Origin of the sequence: Rhodoferax sp. (assembly GCF_025354435.1) — a bacterium.
Classification (GTDB): domain Bacteria; phylum Pseudomonadota; class Gammaproteobacteria; order Burkholderiales; family Burkholderiaceae_C; genus Rhodoferax_B.
This window is the reverse complement of the sequence record NZ_JANXMU010000073.1, coordinates 76,310-94,420: the sequence shown is the minus strand read 5'-3', so window position 1 is coordinate 94,420 and position 18,111 is coordinate 76,310. Positions and strand designations below refer to the sequence as shown.

The 18,111-nt window shown below is 63.7% G+C and carries 15 protein-coding genes; 6 read left to right on the top strand and 9 right to left on the bottom strand.

From position 1 onward, the window contains the following. Positions 1-45: 45 nt before the first annotated feature. From Q0T48_RS18340 to argS, 3 genes are all read right to left on the bottom strand, one after another. Entirely contained in the window at positions 46-699 is a 654-nt protein-coding gene (locus tag Q0T48_RS18340) for a thiol:disulfide interchange protein DsbA/DsbL (RefSeq protein WP_295959289.1), read from the bottom strand. 84 nt (positions 700-783) lie between these two features. Beyond that, positions 784-1,494, bottom strand: a complete 711-nt coding sequence (locus tag Q0T48_RS18335) for an SPOR domain-containing protein (RefSeq protein ID WP_295959286.1) — start codon at positions 1,492-1,494, stop codon at positions 784-786. A 12-nt stretch (positions 1,495-1,506) separates the two neighbouring features. Next, positions 1,507-3,180 carry an arginine--tRNA ligase gene (argS, locus tag Q0T48_RS18330; protein WP_295959283.1) on the bottom strand — a complete coding sequence of 558 codons (1,674 nt, stop codon included), beginning with the start codon at positions 3,178-3,180 and terminating at the stop codon, positions 1,507-1,509. A 120-nt stretch (positions 3,181-3,300) separates the two neighbouring features. On the opposite strand from argS, the gene Q0T48_RS18325 reads away from it, so the two are divergent. Further along, complete coding sequence (locus Q0T48_RS18325) at positions 3,301-3,615, top strand: PsiF family protein (RefSeq protein ID WP_295959281.1); 315 nt, start codon at positions 3,301-3,303, stop codon at positions 3,613-3,615. Positions 3,616-3,643: 28 nt separating this feature from the next. Here the strand turns inward: Q0T48_RS18325 and Q0T48_RS18320 are convergent, their stop codons facing one another. Further along, complete coding sequence (locus tag Q0T48_RS18320) at positions 3,644-4,582, bottom strand: LysR family transcriptional regulator (RefSeq protein WP_295959278.1); 939 nt, start codon at positions 4,580-4,582, stop codon at positions 3,644-3,646. Positions 4,583-4,633: 51 nt separating this feature from the next. Further along, on the bottom strand, positions 4,634-5,830 hold the full coding sequence (locus tag Q0T48_RS18315) for a CaiB/BaiF CoA-transferase family protein (protein ID WP_295959275.1): 1,197 nt from the start codon (positions 5,828-5,830) through the stop codon (positions 4,634-4,636). Between the two features lie 146 nt (positions 5,831-5,976). Here Q0T48_RS18315 and Q0T48_RS18310 point away from each other — a divergent pair, with 146 nt between their 5' ends. Beyond that, the gene (locus tag Q0T48_RS18310) at positions 5,977-8,154 is read left to right on the top strand and encodes a malate synthase G (RefSeq protein WP_295959273.1); all 2,178 of its coding nucleotides are present in this window, start codon (positions 5,977-5,979) and stop codon (positions 8,152-8,154) included. Positions 8,155-8,576: 422 nt separating this feature from the next. Here the strand turns inward: Q0T48_RS18310 and Q0T48_RS18305 are convergent, their stop codons facing one another. From Q0T48_RS18305 to Q0T48_RS18290, 4 genes are all read right to left on the bottom strand, one after another. Continuing rightward, entirely contained in the window at positions 8,577-9,653 is a 1,077-nt protein-coding gene (locus Q0T48_RS18305; RefSeq protein WP_295959268.1) for an ABC transporter ATP-binding protein, read from the bottom strand. Between the two features lie 6 nt (positions 9,654-9,659). Continuing rightward, positions 9,660-11,255: an iron ABC transporter permease gene (locus Q0T48_RS18300; RefSeq protein ID WP_295959266.1), complete on the bottom strand. Its 1,596-nt coding sequence runs from the start codon at positions 11,253-11,255 to the stop codon at positions 9,660-9,662. A 9-nt stretch (positions 11,256-11,264) separates the two neighbouring features. Next, positions 11,265-12,281: an iron ABC transporter substrate-binding protein gene (locus Q0T48_RS18295; protein WP_295959265.1), complete on the bottom strand. Its 1,017-nt coding sequence runs from the start codon at positions 12,279-12,281 to the stop codon at positions 11,265-11,267. 169 nt (positions 12,282-12,450) lie between these two features. After that, complete coding sequence (locus Q0T48_RS18290) at positions 12,451-13,077, bottom strand: hypothetical protein (RefSeq protein ID WP_295959262.1); 627 nt, start codon at positions 13,075-13,077, stop codon at positions 12,451-12,453. 338 nt (positions 13,078-13,415) lie between these two features. On the opposite strand from Q0T48_RS18290, the gene Q0T48_RS18285 reads away from it, so the two are divergent. The 4 genes from Q0T48_RS18285 to Q0T48_RS18270 all read left to right on the top strand — a co-directional run bounded on the left by Q0T48_RS18285 (position 13,416) and on the right by Q0T48_RS18270 (position 18,107). After that, positions 13,416-13,637 (top strand): cysteine-rich CWC family protein, encoded by a 222-nt coding sequence (locus Q0T48_RS18285; protein ID WP_295959259.1) that lies wholly within the window; start codon positions 13,416-13,418, stop codon positions 13,635-13,637. A 21-nt stretch (positions 13,638-13,658) separates the two neighbouring features. Continuing rightward, on the top strand, positions 13,659-15,167 hold the full coding sequence (locus Q0T48_RS18280) for a mechanosensitive ion channel family protein (protein WP_295959257.1): 1,509 nt from the start codon (positions 13,659-13,661) through the stop codon (positions 15,165-15,167). 191 nt (positions 15,168-15,358) lie between these two features. Beyond that, positions 15,359-16,123, top strand: coding sequence for a class II glutamine amidotransferase (locus Q0T48_RS18275; protein ID WP_295959254.1), 765 nt, complete (start codon positions 15,359-15,361; stop codon positions 16,121-16,123). Positions 16,124-16,364: 241 nt separating this feature from the next. Next, positions 16,365-18,107 carry an ABC transporter permease subunit gene (locus tag Q0T48_RS18270; protein WP_295959251.1) on the top strand — a complete coding sequence of 581 codons (1,743 nt, stop codon included), beginning with the start codon at positions 16,365-16,367 and terminating at the stop codon, positions 18,105-18,107. Positions 18,108-18,111 lie beyond the last annotated feature (4 nt).

Below are 18,111 nucleotides of genomic sequence, written 5' to 3'. Positions count from 1 at the left end.
AAGCCCGCAAGAGCGGGCCCGTAGATGCAGGAAACGCACAACCGGTCAGGTTTTCTGCTGCGACACCAGATAGTCCACCACGGTCAGGCCGCGCTCCATCGACTGGGCTTGCGTGCCGTCGGTGTAGAAGCGCCCGGCCACGCCCATGGCGGGCACACCGGCCACTTTGTAGGCCTCTTGCAGTTGCGCGGCTTTGCGCACCTTGGTGGCCACCGAAAACGAGTTGTAGGTCTCCACAAACTTGGCCTTGTCCAGACCCTGCTTGATAGCCCAGTCGATCACCAGACTGTCTTTGTCCAGCTTTTGGCGTTCGACGTGGATAGCGTTGAACACTTTTTCGTGTACCGCCTCCAGCTGGCCCATGGCTTCCAGCGTGTAGTAAAGCTTTTGCGGCGGAATGAAACTATCCTGGAACACCACCGGCACGCGGCGGAAAGCCACGTTCTTGGGCAGTTTCTTGAGCCAAGCGACCAGCGCGGGCTCAAAGGCAAAGCAATGCGGACAGGCGTACCAGAAAAACTCGATCACCTCTACCTTGCCTGCCGGGGCATCGGTGGGCACGGGCTTGTCCAACACTAGGTAGTCGGTGCCCGCCACAGGCGCTTTGCCCTGCGCGTGGGCGCTGCCGATGGGCGACAGAACCAGGGCCGAACCGGCCAAAACACTGGCTGAGGTCAGCGAAAACTCACGACGTTTCATTGCAAATCACTCCTTGTGGGGGGTCAGACGGGGCTGGATTCAAAAAGTTCAGCCCAGATAGCCAACAGTCGATGTAACGCCGGACTAGCGCTGTACGCGGACCAGGGTGGTGTCGCCACCGGCACTTTCCAGCTTGTCTTTGGCGCGCTCGGCATCGTCGCGCTTGGCGTAGGGGCCCATGCGCACGCGGTAGACCGTGCGGCCCGACTGCTCGCGCTCGGTGACCTTGGCTTCCATGCCCATCATGGCCAGCTTGGCGCGCTGGGCTTCGGCATCTTCGGTGGTCCGAAACGCTCCAGCCTGCACAAAGTATTCAAACGGCTCGGCGGTCGGGGCCAGTGCAGGCGCGGCGGTGGCCACGGTGCTCGGTGCCGCCTTGGCTTTGGCCTTGGCTAGGTCGCCCAGGGGGTCGGCGCTGGTGGCGGGTGCGCTGGCGGCAGGTTTGAGCTCCGGCTTGGCCACGGGTTTGGCCGCTACCGACACCGGCGGTGTCACAGGCACCGCGGCGGGAGGCGGCACGGCCGCAGTGGACTCGGGCGCGGGTTCGGGCGTGGCCGCAGGCACAACCGGACGCACCGGGTTTTTGCCGTGCAGCGGGGTATTGGGGTCCCAGTCCTTGTTTTTCTGGGTTTCGGCGGCATCGTGGTCGGCACCACTGATCTGGGTTTTGCCGCTCATGAACGGAATCGGCACCTTGGTGACGTACACCGCCACCGCCAGCGCTGACCCCAGGCCCACCACCACCCCGACGATGAAGCCGATGATGGTGCCGCCGCTTTGCTTTTGCTTTTTCATACGTGCTGTCATTTACATTTTTTCAGGGGCATCCACGCCCAATACCGCCAAACCATTGTGCAGCACCTGGGCACAGGCGGCGACCAGGGCCAGGCGGGCCAGTTTGAGGGCCTCGTCGTCTACCAGCACACGCTCTGCGTCGTAGTAGCTATGCAGGTTGGCGGCCAGTTCGCGCAGGTAGAAGGTCACGTCGTGCGGCGCAAAGGTCTCTGTGGCCGAACTCAGCATTTCGGGGTATTTGGCCAGTTGCAGCATCAGGGTTTGGGCCTGGGGCACCAGCAAGCTGGACAGGTCCGCGCCTTGCAGGCTGGCCACATCACCCGCCCAGTCGCGCAGCATCTTGCGGATGCGGGCATGGGCGTACTGCACGTAGTAAACCGGGTTGTCGTTGTTCTGCGAGCGCGCCAGGTCGATATCGAAGGTGTATTCGGTATCGGGCTTGCGGCTGAGCAGGAAGAAGCGCACTGCGTCCTTGCTGGTCCAGTCGATCACATCGCGCAGAGTGACGTAGCTGCCGGCGCGCTTGGAGATTTTGACCTCTTCGCCGCCGCGTACCACCCGCACCATGGTGTGCAGCACGTAGTCGGGGTAGCCCAGCGGGATGCCCACGTTGGCCGCCTGCAGCCCGGCGCGCACGCGGGCAATGGTGCCGTGGTGGTCAGTGCCCTGGATATTCACCACCTTAGTGAAGCCGCGCTGCCATTTGGCGATGTGGTAGGCCACGTCGGGCACAAAGTAGGTGTAGCTGCCGTCGGTCTTGCGCATCACGCGGTTTTTGTCGTCGCCGTAGTCGGTGGACTGCAGCCACAGCGCGCCGTCTTGTTCGTAGGTTTTGCCTGCGTCTTGCAGCAGTTGCACCGTGGTATCGACCTTGCCGCTGGTGTACAGGCTGGATTCGAGGTAGAAGTTGTCGAACTTCACCTGGAAAGCCTGCAAGTCCAGGTCTTGCTCGCGACGCAGATAGGCCACGGCGAATTCGCGGATCGAGTCCAGGTCGTCGATATTGCCGGAGGCGGTGACTTCGCGGTCGTCGGCCTTGACGGTCTTCTTGGCCAGGAAGTCCACCGCAATGTCACCGATGTAGTCGCCGTTATAGGCAGCTTCAGGCCACTCGGCATCGCCGGGCTTAAAGCCCTTGGCGCGCATCTGCGTGCTGGTGGCCAAGGTGCCAATCTGCACGCCTGCGTCGTTGTAATAAAACTCGCGGTACACGTCCCAGCCTTGGGTGGCGTACAGGTTGCAGATCGCGTCGCCCAGCGCGGCCTGGCGGCCATGGCCTACGTGCAGTGGCCCGGTGGGGTTGGCCGAGACAAATTCCACCAAGATGTGCTGGCCGTTGGCGGGCTGCACGCCGAAGCTGGCCCCGGCGGCCAGCACTTCGCGCACGATTTCCTGCTTAGCGGCAGGTTTTAGCTTGATGTTGATAAAACCCGGCCCGGCGATGTCGATGGCCTCAACCCATTTGCCAAACGCAGGGTGCTCCAGCAGGGCCGCGCGCAGGTTTTCACCCAGTTGGCGCGGGTTCAGCTTGAGCGGCTTGGCCAGTTGCATAGCGGCGGTGCAGGCGAAATCGCCGTGGGCAGCCACCTTGGGGGACTCGAACGCGGCTTTGGCACCAGCGCCGGGGGCAATTTTTTCCAGCCCGACGGCCAGCGCCGCGAGCAATTCATGTTTGACTGAGAGCATGCAGCGATTTTACGGGGGCCGTCATTCGACTTGCGGGATGCGCCGTTATAGGGTGCAATCCCCCTGTCCAGCCTCAGGTTGTACACAGGATTACTTCCACCCTCTTCTACTGGAGCTTGCATGAAACGACTCTTACCCCTGATCGCTGCCCTGGGCATGGCCTTTTCACTGGGCCTGGCCCACGCCGAAGACAAGCCCAAGACCGCCCAGCAAACCAAAATGACCACCTGTAACAAGGACGCTACCGGCAAAAAGGGCGATGAGCGCAAAGCTCTCATGAAAACCTGCCTGAGCGCCAAGGCCGACGCACCTGCCGCTGCCGCCGACGACGGCAAGACCGCCCAACAAACCAAAATGACCACCTGTAACAAGGATGCCACTGGCAAAAAGGGCGACGATCGCAAAGCCTTCATGAGCGACTGCCTGAAAAAGTAAGGTTTTCCCCCGCCTCTCAAAAACCCGGTCAGCCGGGTTTTTTTACGTCCGCCCCGGTCCAAAACCCCGGCCGGCTGTAGTGCAGCTTCAAAAAATCGATCCACAGCCGCACCCGCAGCGGCAGGTGCTTGCGCTGGGCAAACACGGCGTAGATGCCGTTGGGCGGCGCGGCAAACGCGTCCAGCACCGACACCAGTTGGCCGCTGGCGATCTCGGCCTCCACCTCCCAGGTGCTGCGCCAGGCGATGCCGTAGCCCGCCAGGCACCAGTCGTGCAGCACCTGGCCGTCAGAGCAGTTCAGCGGGCCGCTGGGCTTGGCGTAGAACACTTCGGTGCGGTCTTTGTCAGGTACGGCAAAGGCCCAACCCCGGGTTTGCGAGGCCTCACTGGACAAGGCCAGGCAGTCGAACCGGGCCAGATCACCCGGCTGCTGCGGCGTGCCATGGCGCTGCAGATAAGCCGGGGTGGCCACACACAGGCGGCGGTTGTCGGCCAGGCGCACGCTGACCAGGGACGAATCGGGCAAATCCCCCACCCGCACCGCGCAGTCGAAGCCCTCGCCCCCCAGATCCACCACGCGGTCGCTCAGGTTCAGGGTGACGGTCACATCCGGGTGCTGCTCGCGGAACCACGGTACCAGCGGGGCCACGTGGCGGCGGCCAAACCCGGCGGGCGCGGTGATGCGCAAGTGGCCGCTGGCCTGTACGCCCCCGGCAGACACGCTGGCTTCGGCATTCGCCAGGTCGGCCAGCACGCGCTGGCAGTCTTCCAGAAACGCACTGCCCTCATGGGTGAGGCTGATGCGCCGGGTGGTGCGCAGCAGCAGCTTCACGCCCAGGCGCTCCTCCAATGCGTCCAGCCGCCGCCCGATGATGGCCGGTGCCACGCCCTCGGCCTGGGCGGCAGCCGTCAAACTGCCGCGCGCCACCACGGCAACGAAGGATTCCAGGGTTTTCAAGCGGTCCATGTAAATTGATAAAAAATACGGCTCTGGCGCAGATTTCACCTGCGCTAGAAGCTATTTATTCAATAGCATCAAGGCCTGGATCTCGGCATCGCCGTAGCCCAGTTCGCGTAGCAGCTCGGCGCTGTGTTCGCCCAGGCGCGGCGGGTCCAGGCGCAGGCCGGGGCGCTGGCCATCCATGGTGAAGGGCAGCAGCACCGTCTGGGCGGGGCGGCCGTCGGGCAGGGTCATGGGGGCCAGGCCACCGGTGGCCAGCAGGTGCGGGTCGTGCAGCAGGTCGTGCGGGCGGGTGATGGGGGCAAAGGGCAGCGCGTGCGCCTCGAACACCGCCGCAATCTCGGCGGCGCTGAAGGCCGCCATGCGCTCCCGCAAGGCCGGCATCATCCAGTCGCGGGCGCGCACCCGGTCGTTGTTGCTTTGCAGGCGGGCATCGGCCAGCAGGTCGGCAAAACCGTACAGCCCGCAAAACAGCTTCCAGGCCGAGTCGCTGACAACGGCCAGAAAAATCTGCTCGCCGTCTTTGACCTGGAACACGTCGTAAATGCCCCAAGGCGAGATGCGCTCGGGCATGGGCGCGGCGGGCTGGCCGGTCACGGCGAACTGCAGCATGTGTTGGGCCACCAGGAACACATTGTTTTCGAACAGCGCGCTCTGCACCTCCTGGCCCAGGCCGGTTTTCTCGCGCTGGGCCAAGGCCGCCATGGCCCCGATCGCGCCAAACATGCCGCCCATGATGTCGTTCACGCTGGTGCCCGCGCGCAACGGGTCGCCCGGGCGGCCCGTCATGTAGGCCAGGCCGCCCATCATCTGCACTACCTCGTCCAGCGCGGTGCGGTGTTCGTAGGGGCCGGGCAGAAAACCTTTGTGGCTGACGTAGATCAGGCGCGGGTTCAGCTTCTTCAAGGTGGCGTAGTCCAGCCCCAGCTTGGCCATGGTGCCGGGCTTGAAGTTTTCGCTGACGATGTCGGCGGTGGCAATCAGGCGCAGCACCGCTTCCTTGCCCTCGGGGGTTTGCAGGTCCAGCGCCAGGCTTTTCTTGTTACGGTTGAACAGTGCAAAAAAGCCCGCCCCGGCCCCCAGCAACTGGCGCGTGGCATCGCCTTCGCGGCCGTGGCCGATGGACTCGACCTTGATGACTTCGGCCCCCAAGTCGCCCAGCACCAGGCCGCAGGTCGGCCCCATCACCATGTGGGTGAATTCGACGACGCGGATGTGGGCATAGGGCAATGCAGGCGGCGCGTCAGTCGTCATACAAAGTTCTTTCATGGCGTCAATTACCTTCAATTTTGTCACTTATAAATGCAATTTATCTAAATTAATACGCCATAAAGTATCGAATACAGTAGACCCATCGTTTGCTTTATTCTCTGTCTCACTCCATTCCAAGGCACTCCACCATGACCGCACGCACGATCCGCCACCAGCTCCAGGTTGCCACCGTTCTAGAACGCTTCATTGACGAAAAAGTGCTGCCCGGCACCGGCGTGGACAGCGCCCGGTTTTGGGCCGGTTTTGATGCCATCGTGGCCGATCTGGCCCCCAAGAATATCGCCTTGCTGGCCGAGCGCGACCGCCTGCAGATCGAGCTGGACACCTGGCACAAGGCCCACCCCGGCCCCATCGCCGACATGCCCGCCTACCGCGCGTTTTTGGAGTCTATCGGCTACCTGGTGCCCATGCCCCTGAATGTGGCAGCCACCACCTCCAATGTCGATGCCGAGCTGGCCCTGCAAGCAGGGCCGCAACTGGTGGTGCCGGTGCTGAACGCCCGCTACGCCCTGAACGCCGCCAACGCCCGCTGGGGTTCTTTGTACGACGCGCTGTACGGCACGGATGCGATATCGGAGGCCGGTGGCGCCGAAAAAGGCAAGGGCTACAACCCGGTGCGCGGCGCCAAGGTCATCGCCTTCGCCCGCAATGTGCTCGACCAGGCCGCCCCGCTGGCCAATGGCTCGCACAAGGAAGCCACGGGCTACAGCGTGCAGCACGGCCAGCTGGTCATTACCCTGCACAACAGCAGCACCAGCTTGGCCCACCCCGAAGCCTTCATCGGCTACCAGGGCGCGCCCGCCGCCCCCACATCCATCCTGTTGCAGCACAACGGCCTGCACATCGACATCCAGATCGACCGCAGCACAACGATTGGCAAAACCGACGCAGCCGGTATCAGCGACGTGGTACTAGAAGCCGCGCTGTCCACCATCCTGGACCTGGAGGACTCTGTCGCCGTGGTGGATGCCGAAGACAAGGTGCTGGCCTACAGCAACTGGCTGGGCATCCAGCTCGGCACGCTGACCGAAGAAGTGCAAAAAGGCAGCGGCAGCTTCACCCGCCGCCTGAACCCTGACCGCGTATACACCGCAGCCAACGGTGGCCAGGTCACGCTGCATGGCCGTTCGCTCATGTTTGTGCGCAACGTCGGCCATTTGATGACCAACCCGGCCATTCTGTACGGCAATGGCCAGGAAATCCCCGAAGGCATCCTGGACGCGATGGTCACCGTCACCATCGCCATGCACGACCTGCAACGCAAAGGCAACTCGCGCACAGGCTCGGTCTACATCGTCAAACCCAAGATGCACGGCCCGGCCGAAGTCGCCTTTGCCTGCGAGCTGTTTGGCCGCGTGGAAGCCGTACTGGGCCTACCGGAAAACACCGTCAAGCTGGGCATCATGGACGAAGAGCGCCGCACCAGCGTCAATCTGAAAGCCTGCATCGCCGCCGCCAGCGCCCGCGTAGCTTTCATTAACACCGGCTTTCTGGACCGCACCGGCGACGAGATGCACAGCGCCATGTACGCCGGCCCGATGATCCGCAAGGGCGACATGAAGTCCAGCGCCTGGATTGCCGCGTACGAGAAGAACAATGTACTGGTCGGCCTGAGCTGCGGCCTGCGCGGCAAGGCGCAAATCGGCAAGGGCATGTGGGCCATGCCCGATCTGATGCACGCCATGCTGGAGCAAAAAATTGCCCACCCCAAGGCCGGTGCCAATACCGCCTGGGTGCCCAGCCCCACCGGCGCGACGCTGCACGCCCTGCACTACCACCAGGTCAAGGTGTCGGACATCCAGATTCAACTGGAAAAAATCGATGCCAACGGCGAGCGCGACCACATCCTCAACGCCCTGCTGCAAATCCCGGTGACCGCCACGCCAAACTGGAGCGCCGCCGAGAAACAACAGGAGCTGGACAACAACGCCCAGGGCATCCTGGGCTACGTGGTGCGCTGGGTAGACCAGGGCGTGGGCTGCTCCAAGGTGCCCGATATCCACAACGTCGGCCTGATGGAAGACCGCGCCACCCTGCGCATCAGCAGCCAGCACATGGCCAACTGGTTGCTGCACGGTGTGGTCACCCAGGCCCAGATCACCGAAACCTTCGAGCGCATGGCCGCCGTGGTGGACGGCCAGAACGCAGGCGACGTGGCGTACAAAAACATGGCGGGCCACTTTGCTACGTCGGCAGCCTACAAGGCGGCGTGTGATTTGGTGTTCAAGGGCCTGGAGCAACCCAGCGGCTACACCGAGCCCCTGCTGCACGCCTGGCGCTTGAAGGTGAAGGCGGGAACGGCTTGAGGACAATGCTACTGAATTCGTAGCCACCAGCGCATATCGCATATGCGCTGAAATCCTATTTGGCATCTAAAAATGGCACCTGCGGGTGCCATTTTTTGTGGGAAAGAGAATTGAGCAACCCACTACATAAACCATAGCTATTAGCACATACGGAATAAGCGCTAGAGGCCGATTTTATCCCTAAAATACGAAACGGCAGCCTAGGCTGCCGTTGTACGGGGGTCTCACCGTGCCGGATCTACCGGATCATCGGGAAAAATCCCCCGAGTCTTTGAAAACCAGGTCGATCAGCGGGCGGGCATACGGCGGCGATCGCGGTCATCGGAAGGCCAGTTGTATTCGGTGGTGTAGTGCGTAGTGGTCATCGGGAATCTCCTTGTGCATCTACAACGAGGCACCCGGGGATTCGGTTGACAATTTTTTTAAGCTATCGCTTCCTCGAACACATGGGCCTGTCCCATCACCGTAATTTGCACGGTAGAGCCCAGCGGCGGAATGTGGATAGCCGGGCTGCGCACCAGCAGCGGGGCCGCGTGGCTTTGTGCATTCCCGAGCAGGCGGACCGTCAAGCCACACAGCGCACCGCCAAAATCAATGTCTTCAACCACGCCGTAGCAGGCCTCGGCATCGGTGTCCATCGGGTCGGCGGGCACGGGAGCCAGTTGCAACTGTTCGGGGCGCAGCATGATCTGCACCGGGCCTTTGCGCTGGCTGTCGTTGGCGGCGACCACGCCCAGGGCGCAGGTGGCCCAGCCTTGCGACAGTTGGGCGGGCAAAACGATGGTTTCACCTAAAAACTGTGCCGTGGCGGCATCAATGGGGCGCAGGTACAGGGCATGCGGCAGGCCGACCTGGGCCAGGCGGCCAGCGCGCATCACCGCCACCTGGTCGGCAAACGACAAGGCTTCGGCCTGGTCGTGGGTGACCAGAATAGTGGTGATACCCGCGGCACCCAGCAGTTGGGCCACGGCTTTGCGGGTGCTGGCGCGCAAGCCGGTGTCCAGGGCCGAAAAGGGCTCGTCCAGCAGCATCAGGCGCGGCCTTTGGGCCAGCGCGCGGGCCAGGGCCACGCGCTGCTGCTGGCCGCCAGAGAGTTCGTGCGGGCGGCGCGTCAGCATGGCGGGGTCAAGCGCCACCATCTGCATCAGCTCGGTGATGCGCTGGGCGCGGTCGGGGGCGTTGCGGGCCAAGCCGAAGCCGACGTTGTCAGCCACGCTCAAATGCGGAAACAGCGCACCTTCTTGCGGCACAAAGCCGATGCCGCGCCGGTGGGCAGGAATGGCGTTGGGGCCATCGGCCAGCGGCTGGCCGCCCAAGGTGACGCGGCCCACATCCGGAGCTTCAAAGCCCGCAATGATGCGCAGCAGCGTGGTTTTGCCCGAGCCGGACGGGCCGACGATGGCGGTGCGGCTGCCTGCGGTCACCTGCAGATCGACACCGGCCAGCGCCACTTGGGGGCCGTAGCTTTTACGGACTGCGTGTAGTTCTAGAAAGCCCATGTCAGATTAACGTCCAGCCGTTCGTTTGGATTGCACATATAAAAGCCAGGTCATGGGCATGGACAGCAGCACCATCATCAACGCGTAGGGGGCGGCGGCGGCGTAATCAATCTCGCTGCTAAAGGCCCAGAACGCGGTGGCGAGGGTTTGCGTGCCAGTGGGGGCCAGCAGCAAGGTGGCGGTGAGCTCGTTGGTGATGCCGAGTGCCACCATCGCCATGCCCGCCGCCGCGCCCGGCGCGGCCAGCCGCAGGGTGATGGACCACAGCGCCTGCGTAGGCGTACGGCCCAGGCTGCGGGCGGCGTATTCCAGCTCCACCGGAGCCTGGGAGATGCCTGCACGCAGGCTGACCAGCGCGCGCGGCAAAAACATCAGCATGTAGGCCAGCAGGATGGTAGCCACGGTCTGGTACAGCGGCAGCGCCACCCGCACGGTAATGGTGACCAGGGCCAGCGCCACCACCACGCCGGGCAGCGAGCCGACCATGTAGTTGCAGGCCTCCACCAGGCGTTGCAACTTGCCGGGTTTGCGGATGGACAGCCAGGCCATGGGGACCGACACCACTGTCGTCAGCACACCGCCCAACACCGCCCACACCAGGGTCTGGCCCAGCGCCGCACCGAGCACGTCCAGATGCCAGACGGCTGCGCCCCCGGCAATCAGCCAACGCACCAGGGTAAACAAGGGCACGCCCAGCGCCAGCAGGCTGGTGAAAAAAGGCAGTAGCCAGGCCAATACGGTCCAGCGGCCCAGGCGGCTGCGCACCGGCATGCGGGCGGCTCCGGTGCCGACGCGGGCATAGCGTTCGTGGCCGCGCAGGCGGGCCTCCAGCGCCAGCAAGCCAAAGCAGCACACCACCAGCACACCCGCCAGCATATTGGCCGCCGGGCCGTTGTAGGTGGACTGGAACTGGTCGACGATGGCCGTGGTGAAGGTATCGTAGCGGATCATCACGTACAGGCCGTACTCGGCCAGCAGGTGCAGGCCCACCAGCAACCCGCCGCCGCACAGGGCCAGGCGCAACTGCGGCAGCACCACGCGGAAAAACACAGCCCAGGGCCCCAGGCCCAGCGACGAGGCCGCGTCTTCCATGCCCGGGTCGAGCCGCCGCAGGGCCGCCGACAAAGGCAGATACATGAACGGGAAATAGGCGATGGTGGACACCAGCACCGCGCCCCAGAGACCGTGCAGGCTGGGGGTCACGGTCATCCAGGCATAGCTGTGCACAAACGCGGGTACGGCCAGCGGGGCCACCGCCAGCGCCGCCCAGGTGCGGGCACCGGGCAGGTCGCTGCGCTCGGTCAGCCAGGCCAGCGCCAAGGCCAACACCGCGCAAATCGGCACGGTGAGCAGCTCCAGCAGGGCGGTATTGACCAGTAACTCGCCCACGCGGGCGCGAAAAATCAGGGGTGCGGCGGTTTCCCAGCCGGTTTGCCAGGCCACCCAGACCACAAAGCCCAGCGGCAGCAGCGCAAACAAAGACACCAGTACCGCAGCCGCGCCCACCCACGACAGGCGCGTGCCGCCGAAGCGGCGCATGCCATGGTTGGGCGCGCCTACCAGGGCCGGCGCGCGGTGCAAATCAGACGGAACGGCAGACACTGCGTTTGTTTACAGCAGGCCCGCCTGGGTCATCAGATCCGAGACTTTTTTGCTGTTCAGTTTGGAGGGCTCGACCTTGGGCGCTTGCAAATCGGCCAGCGGCACCAGCTTGGGGTTGGACTGTGCGCCCACACCCACGGCGTATTCGTACGAGTCACCGGTTTTCAGAATCTCCTGGCCCAGCTTGCCTGTGACCCACTTCACGAAAGCCTGGGCTTCCTTGGCATGCTTGCTGGTCGCCAATACGCCGCCGCCGGAGATGCTGACGAAAGCACCCGGATCTTCATTGCGGAAGTAGTACAGCGCGGCGTTGTTGCTGTTTTCAGCGGTCTTGGCCTGGTCACCAAAATAGTAGTAGTGGTAGATCACGCCGCCGTCGATCTGGCCTGCGTTCACGGCCTTCATCACCGTGCTGTTGCCCTTGTAAGAGGTGAAGTTTTCTTTCATGCCCTTGAGCCAGGCGGCGGTAGCGGGTTCGCCCTTCATTTCCAGCATGGCGCTGACGATGGCCTGGAAGTCGGCACCGGCCTGCGATGCGGCCCAACGGCCCTTCCAGGTGGGGTTGGCCAGGTCCATCATCGACTTGGGCAGCTGCTCGGGCGTGAACTTCTTCTTGTTGTAGACAAACACCGTGCTGCGCGCGGCGACACCAATCCAGTGGCCGGTGGCGGGGCGGAAGTTGGCGGGCACCTGGGCCAGCGTGGCGGGGTCCAGCGGCGCAAACAGGCCAGCCGACTCCACCAGGGTCATGGCGGGAGAGTTTTCGGTCAGGAACACATCGGCGGGCGAGGCCTTGCCTTCTTGCACCAGCTGGTTGCCCAGCTCACTGTCGCCACCATTGCGCAAAACCACCTGGATACCGGTTTCCTTGGTGAAGCCGGCGGCCCAGGCCTGGGTCAGGCTGACGTGCTGTGCGTTATAGACCACCAGCGGCTCGGCGCTTTGGGCAGAAGCCCCCATGGACACAGCCAACACACCAGTAGCCAGCGCCACTGCACGAACCAGGAAAGGGATGGAAATTTTCATAAGAACACTTTGGATGGAGGTGGGCAGCGGGGGATAGTCCTCCCGGTGCCGCATGGCAAACAGTGCAAATAAGAATTAGTTGCATCTGAATTCTAACCGCGCACTCTCCACTGCCGGGGCTGCCCCTGCGGGCCAGGGGGCTATTTGTAGATCTTTACGGTGTCCGTGGTCACAGACGGGCGCTGCGCGAGGCACTGCTGGATTTGTGGTGCTTGCGTTTGCGCTCTGCCTGGCGGCGGCTAAAGACCAGCATCGCACGCAGACCCTGCAAACAGCCCAGCAACACCGCCGCGCCGATGGCCCAAGGCACTACCTCTCGCATCAGAGCCGATGCCAGAAAAGAAGCCTGCTCTTCGTCGAGCTTCATCTGCTCGGCAGAACGCGGCGGCGCATTGTTGGCGTTGTCTTCGCTGGCACCGCCGTTGGCGCGGCGGCGCAGCACATTGCTATCGGCATTGGTATCGGCGGCTCGGTCCATGCCGAATTCGGTACTCAGGTACTGCTTGGCCTCCAGGGCTCCGGTGTTGACCGCCATATCTTTGGCAGCGCCGTGCAGGGTCTCGCCCAAAGAGCTGGGAGCGGATTTGCTGGCAGAAGCCGGGCTGGCGGGCTTCTGCGCAGCGTCTGTACGGGCATCGGAGGTAGCGGTTTTGTCGGCCGTGGCCATGGCCTGCATGGCCGACAAGGCCCGCAGTACGGGTGAATCGGCGCTGGCATCGGCCAGGTCGGCCGCGTCCTGGGCATCGTGTGTCTGCACGGGCAACGGGCTGGTACTGCCCGCAGCGCTGGCGGACAAGCACCCGCCGAAACCGGCCACGGCACACAGTATGCGAACGACCGCCCGCTGGCTTACAACGCCCCACCATTCCATAGACTTGTCTCCAACGCCCAAAAACCAGTTCGCACCCACTATGCACGTAACAAATTGAATAAGTTAATTTTATTTGCAATATGCATTGTCAGGGGTGGCGCCCTACGCTGTTGCAGCAACCGCCGGTGAAATAGCAGCGCCCATCCATCGCTATTTATTTAATAGCTGCACACACATACTGCGACTGCGCAGGGTAGCGATTTTTTATATATTTTTCACCGCCAAACTGTTTCAATTCGTAAAGAAGGCCAGTACCATGGCCCATGCCTGTTGCCTCCAACCCGCCAGACCCGCGTAGCTGCCCGCTGTGTGGCCAGCCCAATCGCTGTGCCATGGAAATGGCGCGCAGTACCGGGCTGCCGCAGCCCCCATGCTGGTGCCTGGCAGTGCACATCCCCGCGGCCACGCTGGCGGCCATACCGGCACAGGCGCGGAATCTGGCCTGCATCTGCTCCGCCTGCGCGGCCCCAGCACCCGCCTCCTGACGGCCCACCCCGCAGACCCGCATGCCCTCCTGGACCACTGGACTGCTCCGCCCAGAACTACTGGCGCTGGCCCTGCTAACCGCCGTGCTGGCCGGGGTGCTGCGCTGGTTACGCCCCCTGCTGCAGCGCGGCCTGCGGCCCACCTGGGCCTTGCTCAACCTGGCCTGGTGCGCCCAGGTGCTGGCGCTGTTGGCGGCCAGCCAGGACCACAGCTTGCTGGTGGGCATCTTCCGCGACAGCGCCCACATGTTCACCGTGTGGGCCACGATCCAGATCGGCACGCTGCTGGTGTTTCGGGTGCTGCTGCCCAGCCTGCGCGTGCAGTTGCCGCAAATCGCCCAGGACCTGACCTTGACCGCCCTGTCGCTGGCCTGGGGTTTGGTGTGGCTGCGGCTGGCGGGCGTGGACCCGACCCAGCTGTTTGCCACCTCGGCCATCATGACGGCCGTGGTGGCCTTTGCCATGCAGGACACGCTGGGCAATGTGATGGGCGGCGTGGCGCTGCAGCTAGACAACTTGATGCGGGTCGGCGAATGGGTGCAGATCGACGAACTCAGTGGCCGGGTGGTGGATGTGCGCTGGCGCTACACAGAGATCGTCACCCGCAACCGCGAGACCGTGGTGGTACCCAATAGCTGGCTGATGAAAAACCGCTTCAAGGTACTGCGCAAGCAGCCTGGTGAGCCCCTGCTGTGGCGGCGCGTGCTGCACTTCCACATCGCCCAGAGCGCCCTGCCCAGTACGGTATTGCGCACGCTGGAGCTGGCCGTGTCCGATGCCAGCATCACCCACGTGGCCCCGCAGCCCGGGCCTAGCGCGGTGCTGATGGAGGTGTGCGCGGGCTACCACCACTACGCCCTGCGCTACTGGCTGACCGACCCGCAGTTTGACGACCCTACCGACTCCGCCGTGCGCGTGCACGCCCTTACCGCCCTGGCCCGCGAAGGCATCCGCCTGGGTGTGCCGCTGGCCGAGCGGCTGATGACCCACGAAGACGAGCACTCGCGCAACGCCCGCGACCAGCGCGAACTGGCCCGGCGCACCGCCGCCATCCGCAGCATCGCCCTGTTTGCCAGCCTGCCCGATGCCGAGCAGCAGACCCTGGCCGCGCATCTGGTGCACGCGCCGTTTGTGGCGGGCAGCACCATCACCCGCCAGGGCGCGGTGGCGCATTGGCTGTATTTGATCTTGCATGGCGAGGCCGAGGTGGTGGTGGACAGCAGCGCGGGCCGCACCGCCGTGGCCCGGCTGCACGACGGCGAATTCTTCGGCGAAATGGGCCTGCTCACAGGCGAACCACGCAGCGCCACCGTGCGGGCGGTGACCGATGTGGAATGCTACTGGCTGGACAAGGAGGGCTTTGGCCTGGTGCTGGCCGCCCGCCCGGCACTGGCCGAAGACATCGCCGCCCTGCTGGCCCAGCGCCGCGCCGAATTCACCGCCCGGCTGCAACAAACGGCCGCCGCCCCCCCGCTGGTGCGCAGCAAAGACCTGCTGGCGCGGATGCAGGCGTTCTTCGGAGTTCATTGAGCTCACCCCCAGGCTACAGCGCAAGCGCTTTTCGCCAACCCCCCTCGTATCGGTTTGAAAAACCGATACGACATGCAGGGGGCAACACCAGCAGCCTGGCGAAGCCAGTTCTGCGGTGTTTCTGGGGGGGGGTGCATTCTGCGTTACGACTGCCGAGCAATCCTCCAACCCAGTCCGAGTACAGTCCCTCCATGTGCCAACTATTAGGAATGAACTGCAACACCCCCACCGACGTGGTGTTCAGCTTTAGCGGCTTTGCCGAGCGCGGTGGCCGCACCGACCACCACAGCGATGGCTGGGGGATTGCTTTTTTTGAAGGCCTGGGCCTGCGCCATTTTGTGGACTACCAGCCCGCCTGCGAGTCACCGGTGGCCGCGCTGATCCGCAACTACCCCATCAAAAGCCGCAACGTCATTGCCCACATCCGCAAAGCCACCCAAGGCGTGGTGGCGCTGGAGAACTGCCACCCGTTCGTGCGCGAACTGTGGGGCCGCTACTGGGTGTTTGCCCACAACGGCGACCTGAAAGACTTCCACCCGCGCCTGCACAGCAGCTTTCGCCCGGTGGGCAGCACCGACAGCGAACGGGCGTTTTGCTGGGTCATGCAAGAGCTGGCCAAATCCCACGCCGGGGTGCCCAGCGTGGCCGAACTAACGCTGACCCTGCGCGAACTCAGCGAACGCATCGCCCGCCACGGCACCTTCAACTTCTTGCTCAGCAACGGCGAGGCGCTGTGGGCGCACGCCTCCACCAGCCTGCACTACATCGAGCGCCAGCACCCGTTTGCCCAAGCCACGCTCAAAGACGACGACCTGAGCATCAACTTTGCCGAACACACCAGCGCGCACGACCGCGTGGCCATGGTCGCCACCACGCCACTGACCACCAACGAGGCCTGGACCGCGTTTCAACCCGGCGAGCTCAAAGTCTTTGTGGGTGGCGCACTGGTCGGCTGAACCCAAAGCGCTACAGTTTCAGTAGCTGCTTGTGTAGGTTGAATATGCGCCAGCAGCCTTTTATATTCAAAAATCTCCCCCACTCGGCTCCAGGGCGGGGTGCGCGTGGTATGCGCACAACAAATTGTGCGATTCATACGGGATACACATTTAGACACCAGAATATGTGGTGCTACCCGCCCCCTTCCCTCTGGCCTCTGTCGGTCGGCCTTTGAACTCTCTTTTGCTGCCTGCACCGATCATGAAAAGCACCTCCCCCCAACTGGCTGTAGACAACAACCAAACCGGCTTTACCTGGGTGGATGGCCTGGTACTGCTGACCCTGTTTGGGCTGCTATGGAGCGTGATGCACTTCGGCCACGGCATGCTGGTCGCGTTCGACCCCAGCCACGTGCCCGAGCCGGAATTCTCCACCAGCCAGATTCCCTACTACGCCGGGCGCACCCTACTGCGCATGTGGATTGCCTTTTGCTTCTCGCTGTTTTTTGCGATTTCGCTGGGCTACCTGGCTGCCAAGAACCGCACGGCACGCGCGGTGATCTTGCCCGCGCTGGATGTGCTGCAGTCGGTGCCGGTGCTGGGTTTTCTGTCGGCCACTGTGGCCGGCTTCATGGCGCTGTTTCCGGGCAGCCTGCTGGGCGTGGAGTGCGCGGCCATCTTCGCTATCTTCACCGGCCAAGTGTGGAACATGGCGTTTGGTTTTTACCATTCCATGGTCACCATCCCCGCCGACATGCAAGAGGCCGCGTCCACCTACGGCCTGAGCCGCTGGCAGCGATTTCGCACGGTGGAACTGCCCGCCTCGGCACACAGCCTGATCTGGAACTCGATGATGTCGTTTGGCGGCGGCTGGTTCTTTGTGGCGCAAAGTGAGGCCATCAGCGTGATGAACAAAGACATCAAGCTGCCCGGCCTGGGCTCCTACATGGCCACGGCCATCGAAAAAGGCGACAACCAGGCCGCCTTGTGGGCCGTGGTGGCCATGCTGGTGCTGATTTTGGCCAGCGACCAGCTGGTCTGGCGGCCCCTGCTGGTGTGGGCCGACAAGTTCAAGATCGAACTCACCGAATCCGGCCTGGTGCCCACCTCGTGGGTCTACAACCTGCTGCGCGGCAGCTATGTTTTTACCTGGCTGACGCTGCACGTCTGGCAGCCGCTGGAAGATGGGCTGGGCCGGTTCCTGCGGCGCAACCTGCCGCCCACCAAACGGGCGCGGCCCGAGGCGGTGGGCTGGCCCGTGCGCGTAGCGGGCTGGGCACTGGCGGCCTGGCTGGGCTTTGAAGCCATCGTGGGGGTGTTTGCGGCCATTGCCGCCTTGCACGGTGCGCTCAACTGGAGCCTGTTTGGGCACATCCTCTGGCTGGGTTTTCTGACCCTGCTGCGGGTGCTGGCCATGACGGTGCTGGCCACGCTGGTCTGGACACCGATTGGCGTGTGGATCGGTTTCCACCCCAAGGTGGCGCGCTATGCCCAGCCGCTGGCGCAGATCGGGGCCTCGTTCCCGGTCAACATGACCTTCCCCATCATGGTCGGCTTCTTTGTGGCCACTCGCACGCCGATGAACTGGGGCAGCATCTTGCTGATCGCCATGGGCACGCAGTGGTACATCCTGTTCAACGTGATCGCCGGGGCCATGGCGATTCCGAACGAGATGAAAGAAGTCGCCCAAATCTACGGCCTGCGCCAGTGGAAGCTGTGGCGCACGCTGATCCTGCCGGCCATCTTTCCGTTCTGGGTCACCGGCGCCTGCACCGCTGCCGGGGGTGCCTGGAATGCCAGCATCGTGGCCGAGCTGGCCACCTGGGGTGACACCACCCTCAAGGCCGACGGCCTGGGTGCCTACATTGCCGAAGTCACCAAAAGCGGTGACACCGCCCTCATCATCGCCAGCATTGGCGTGATGTCACTTTTCGTCGTCGCCATGAACAAGCTGGTCTGGCGGCGTTTATACGGTTTTGCAGAACGCCGCTTCCGGCTGGATTGATCCT

Bases quoted from the DNA above. Each gene is read 5' to 3' on its own strand.
- Q0T48_RS18340 (WP_295959289.1), bottom strand. From the start codon at position 699: ATGAAACGTCGTGAGTTTTCGCTGACCTCAGCCAGTGTTTTGGCCGGT.
- Q0T48_RS18335 (WP_295959286.1), bottom strand. From the start codon at position 1,494: ATGAAAAAGCAAAAGCAAAGCGGCGGCACCATCATCGGCTTCATCGTC.
- argS (WP_295959283.1), bottom strand. From the start codon at position 3,180: ATGCTCTCAGTCAAACATGAATTGCTCGCGGCGCTGGCCGTCGGGCTG.
- Q0T48_RS18325 (WP_295959281.1), top strand. From the start codon at position 3,301: ATGAAACGACTCTTACCCCTGATCGCTGCCCTGGGCATGGCCTTTTCA.
- Q0T48_RS18320 (WP_295959278.1), bottom strand. From the start codon at position 4,582: ATGGACCGCTTGAAAACCCTGGAATCCTTCGTTGCCGTGGTGGCGCGC.
- Q0T48_RS18315 (WP_295959275.1), bottom strand. From the start codon at position 5,830: ATGACGACTGACGCGCCGCCTGCATTGCCCTATGCCCACATCCGCGTC.
- Q0T48_RS18310 (WP_295959273.1), top strand. From the start codon at position 5,977: ATGACCGCACGCACGATCCGCCACCAGCTCCAGGTTGCCACCGTTCTA.
- Q0T48_RS18305 (WP_295959268.1), bottom strand. From the start codon at position 9,653: ATGGGCTTTCTAGAACTACACGCAGTCCGTAAAAGCTACGGCCCCCAA.
- Q0T48_RS18295 (WP_295959265.1), bottom strand. From the start codon at position 12,281: ATGAAAATTTCCATCCCTTTCCTGGTTCGTGCAGTGGCGCTGGCTACT.
- Q0T48_RS18285 (WP_295959259.1), top strand. From the start codon at position 13,416: ATGCCTGTTGCCTCCAACCCGCCAGACCCGCGTAGCTGCCCGCTGTGT.
- Q0T48_RS18280 (WP_295959257.1), top strand. From the start codon at position 13,659: ATGCCCTCCTGGACCACTGGACTGCTCCGCCCAGAACTACTGGCGCTG.
- Q0T48_RS18275 (WP_295959254.1), top strand. From the start codon at position 15,359: ATGTGCCAACTATTAGGAATGAACTGCAACACCCCCACCGACGTGGTG.
- Q0T48_RS18270 (WP_295959251.1), top strand. From the start codon at position 16,365: ATGAAAAGCACCTCCCCCCAACTGGCTGTAGACAACAACCAAACCGGC.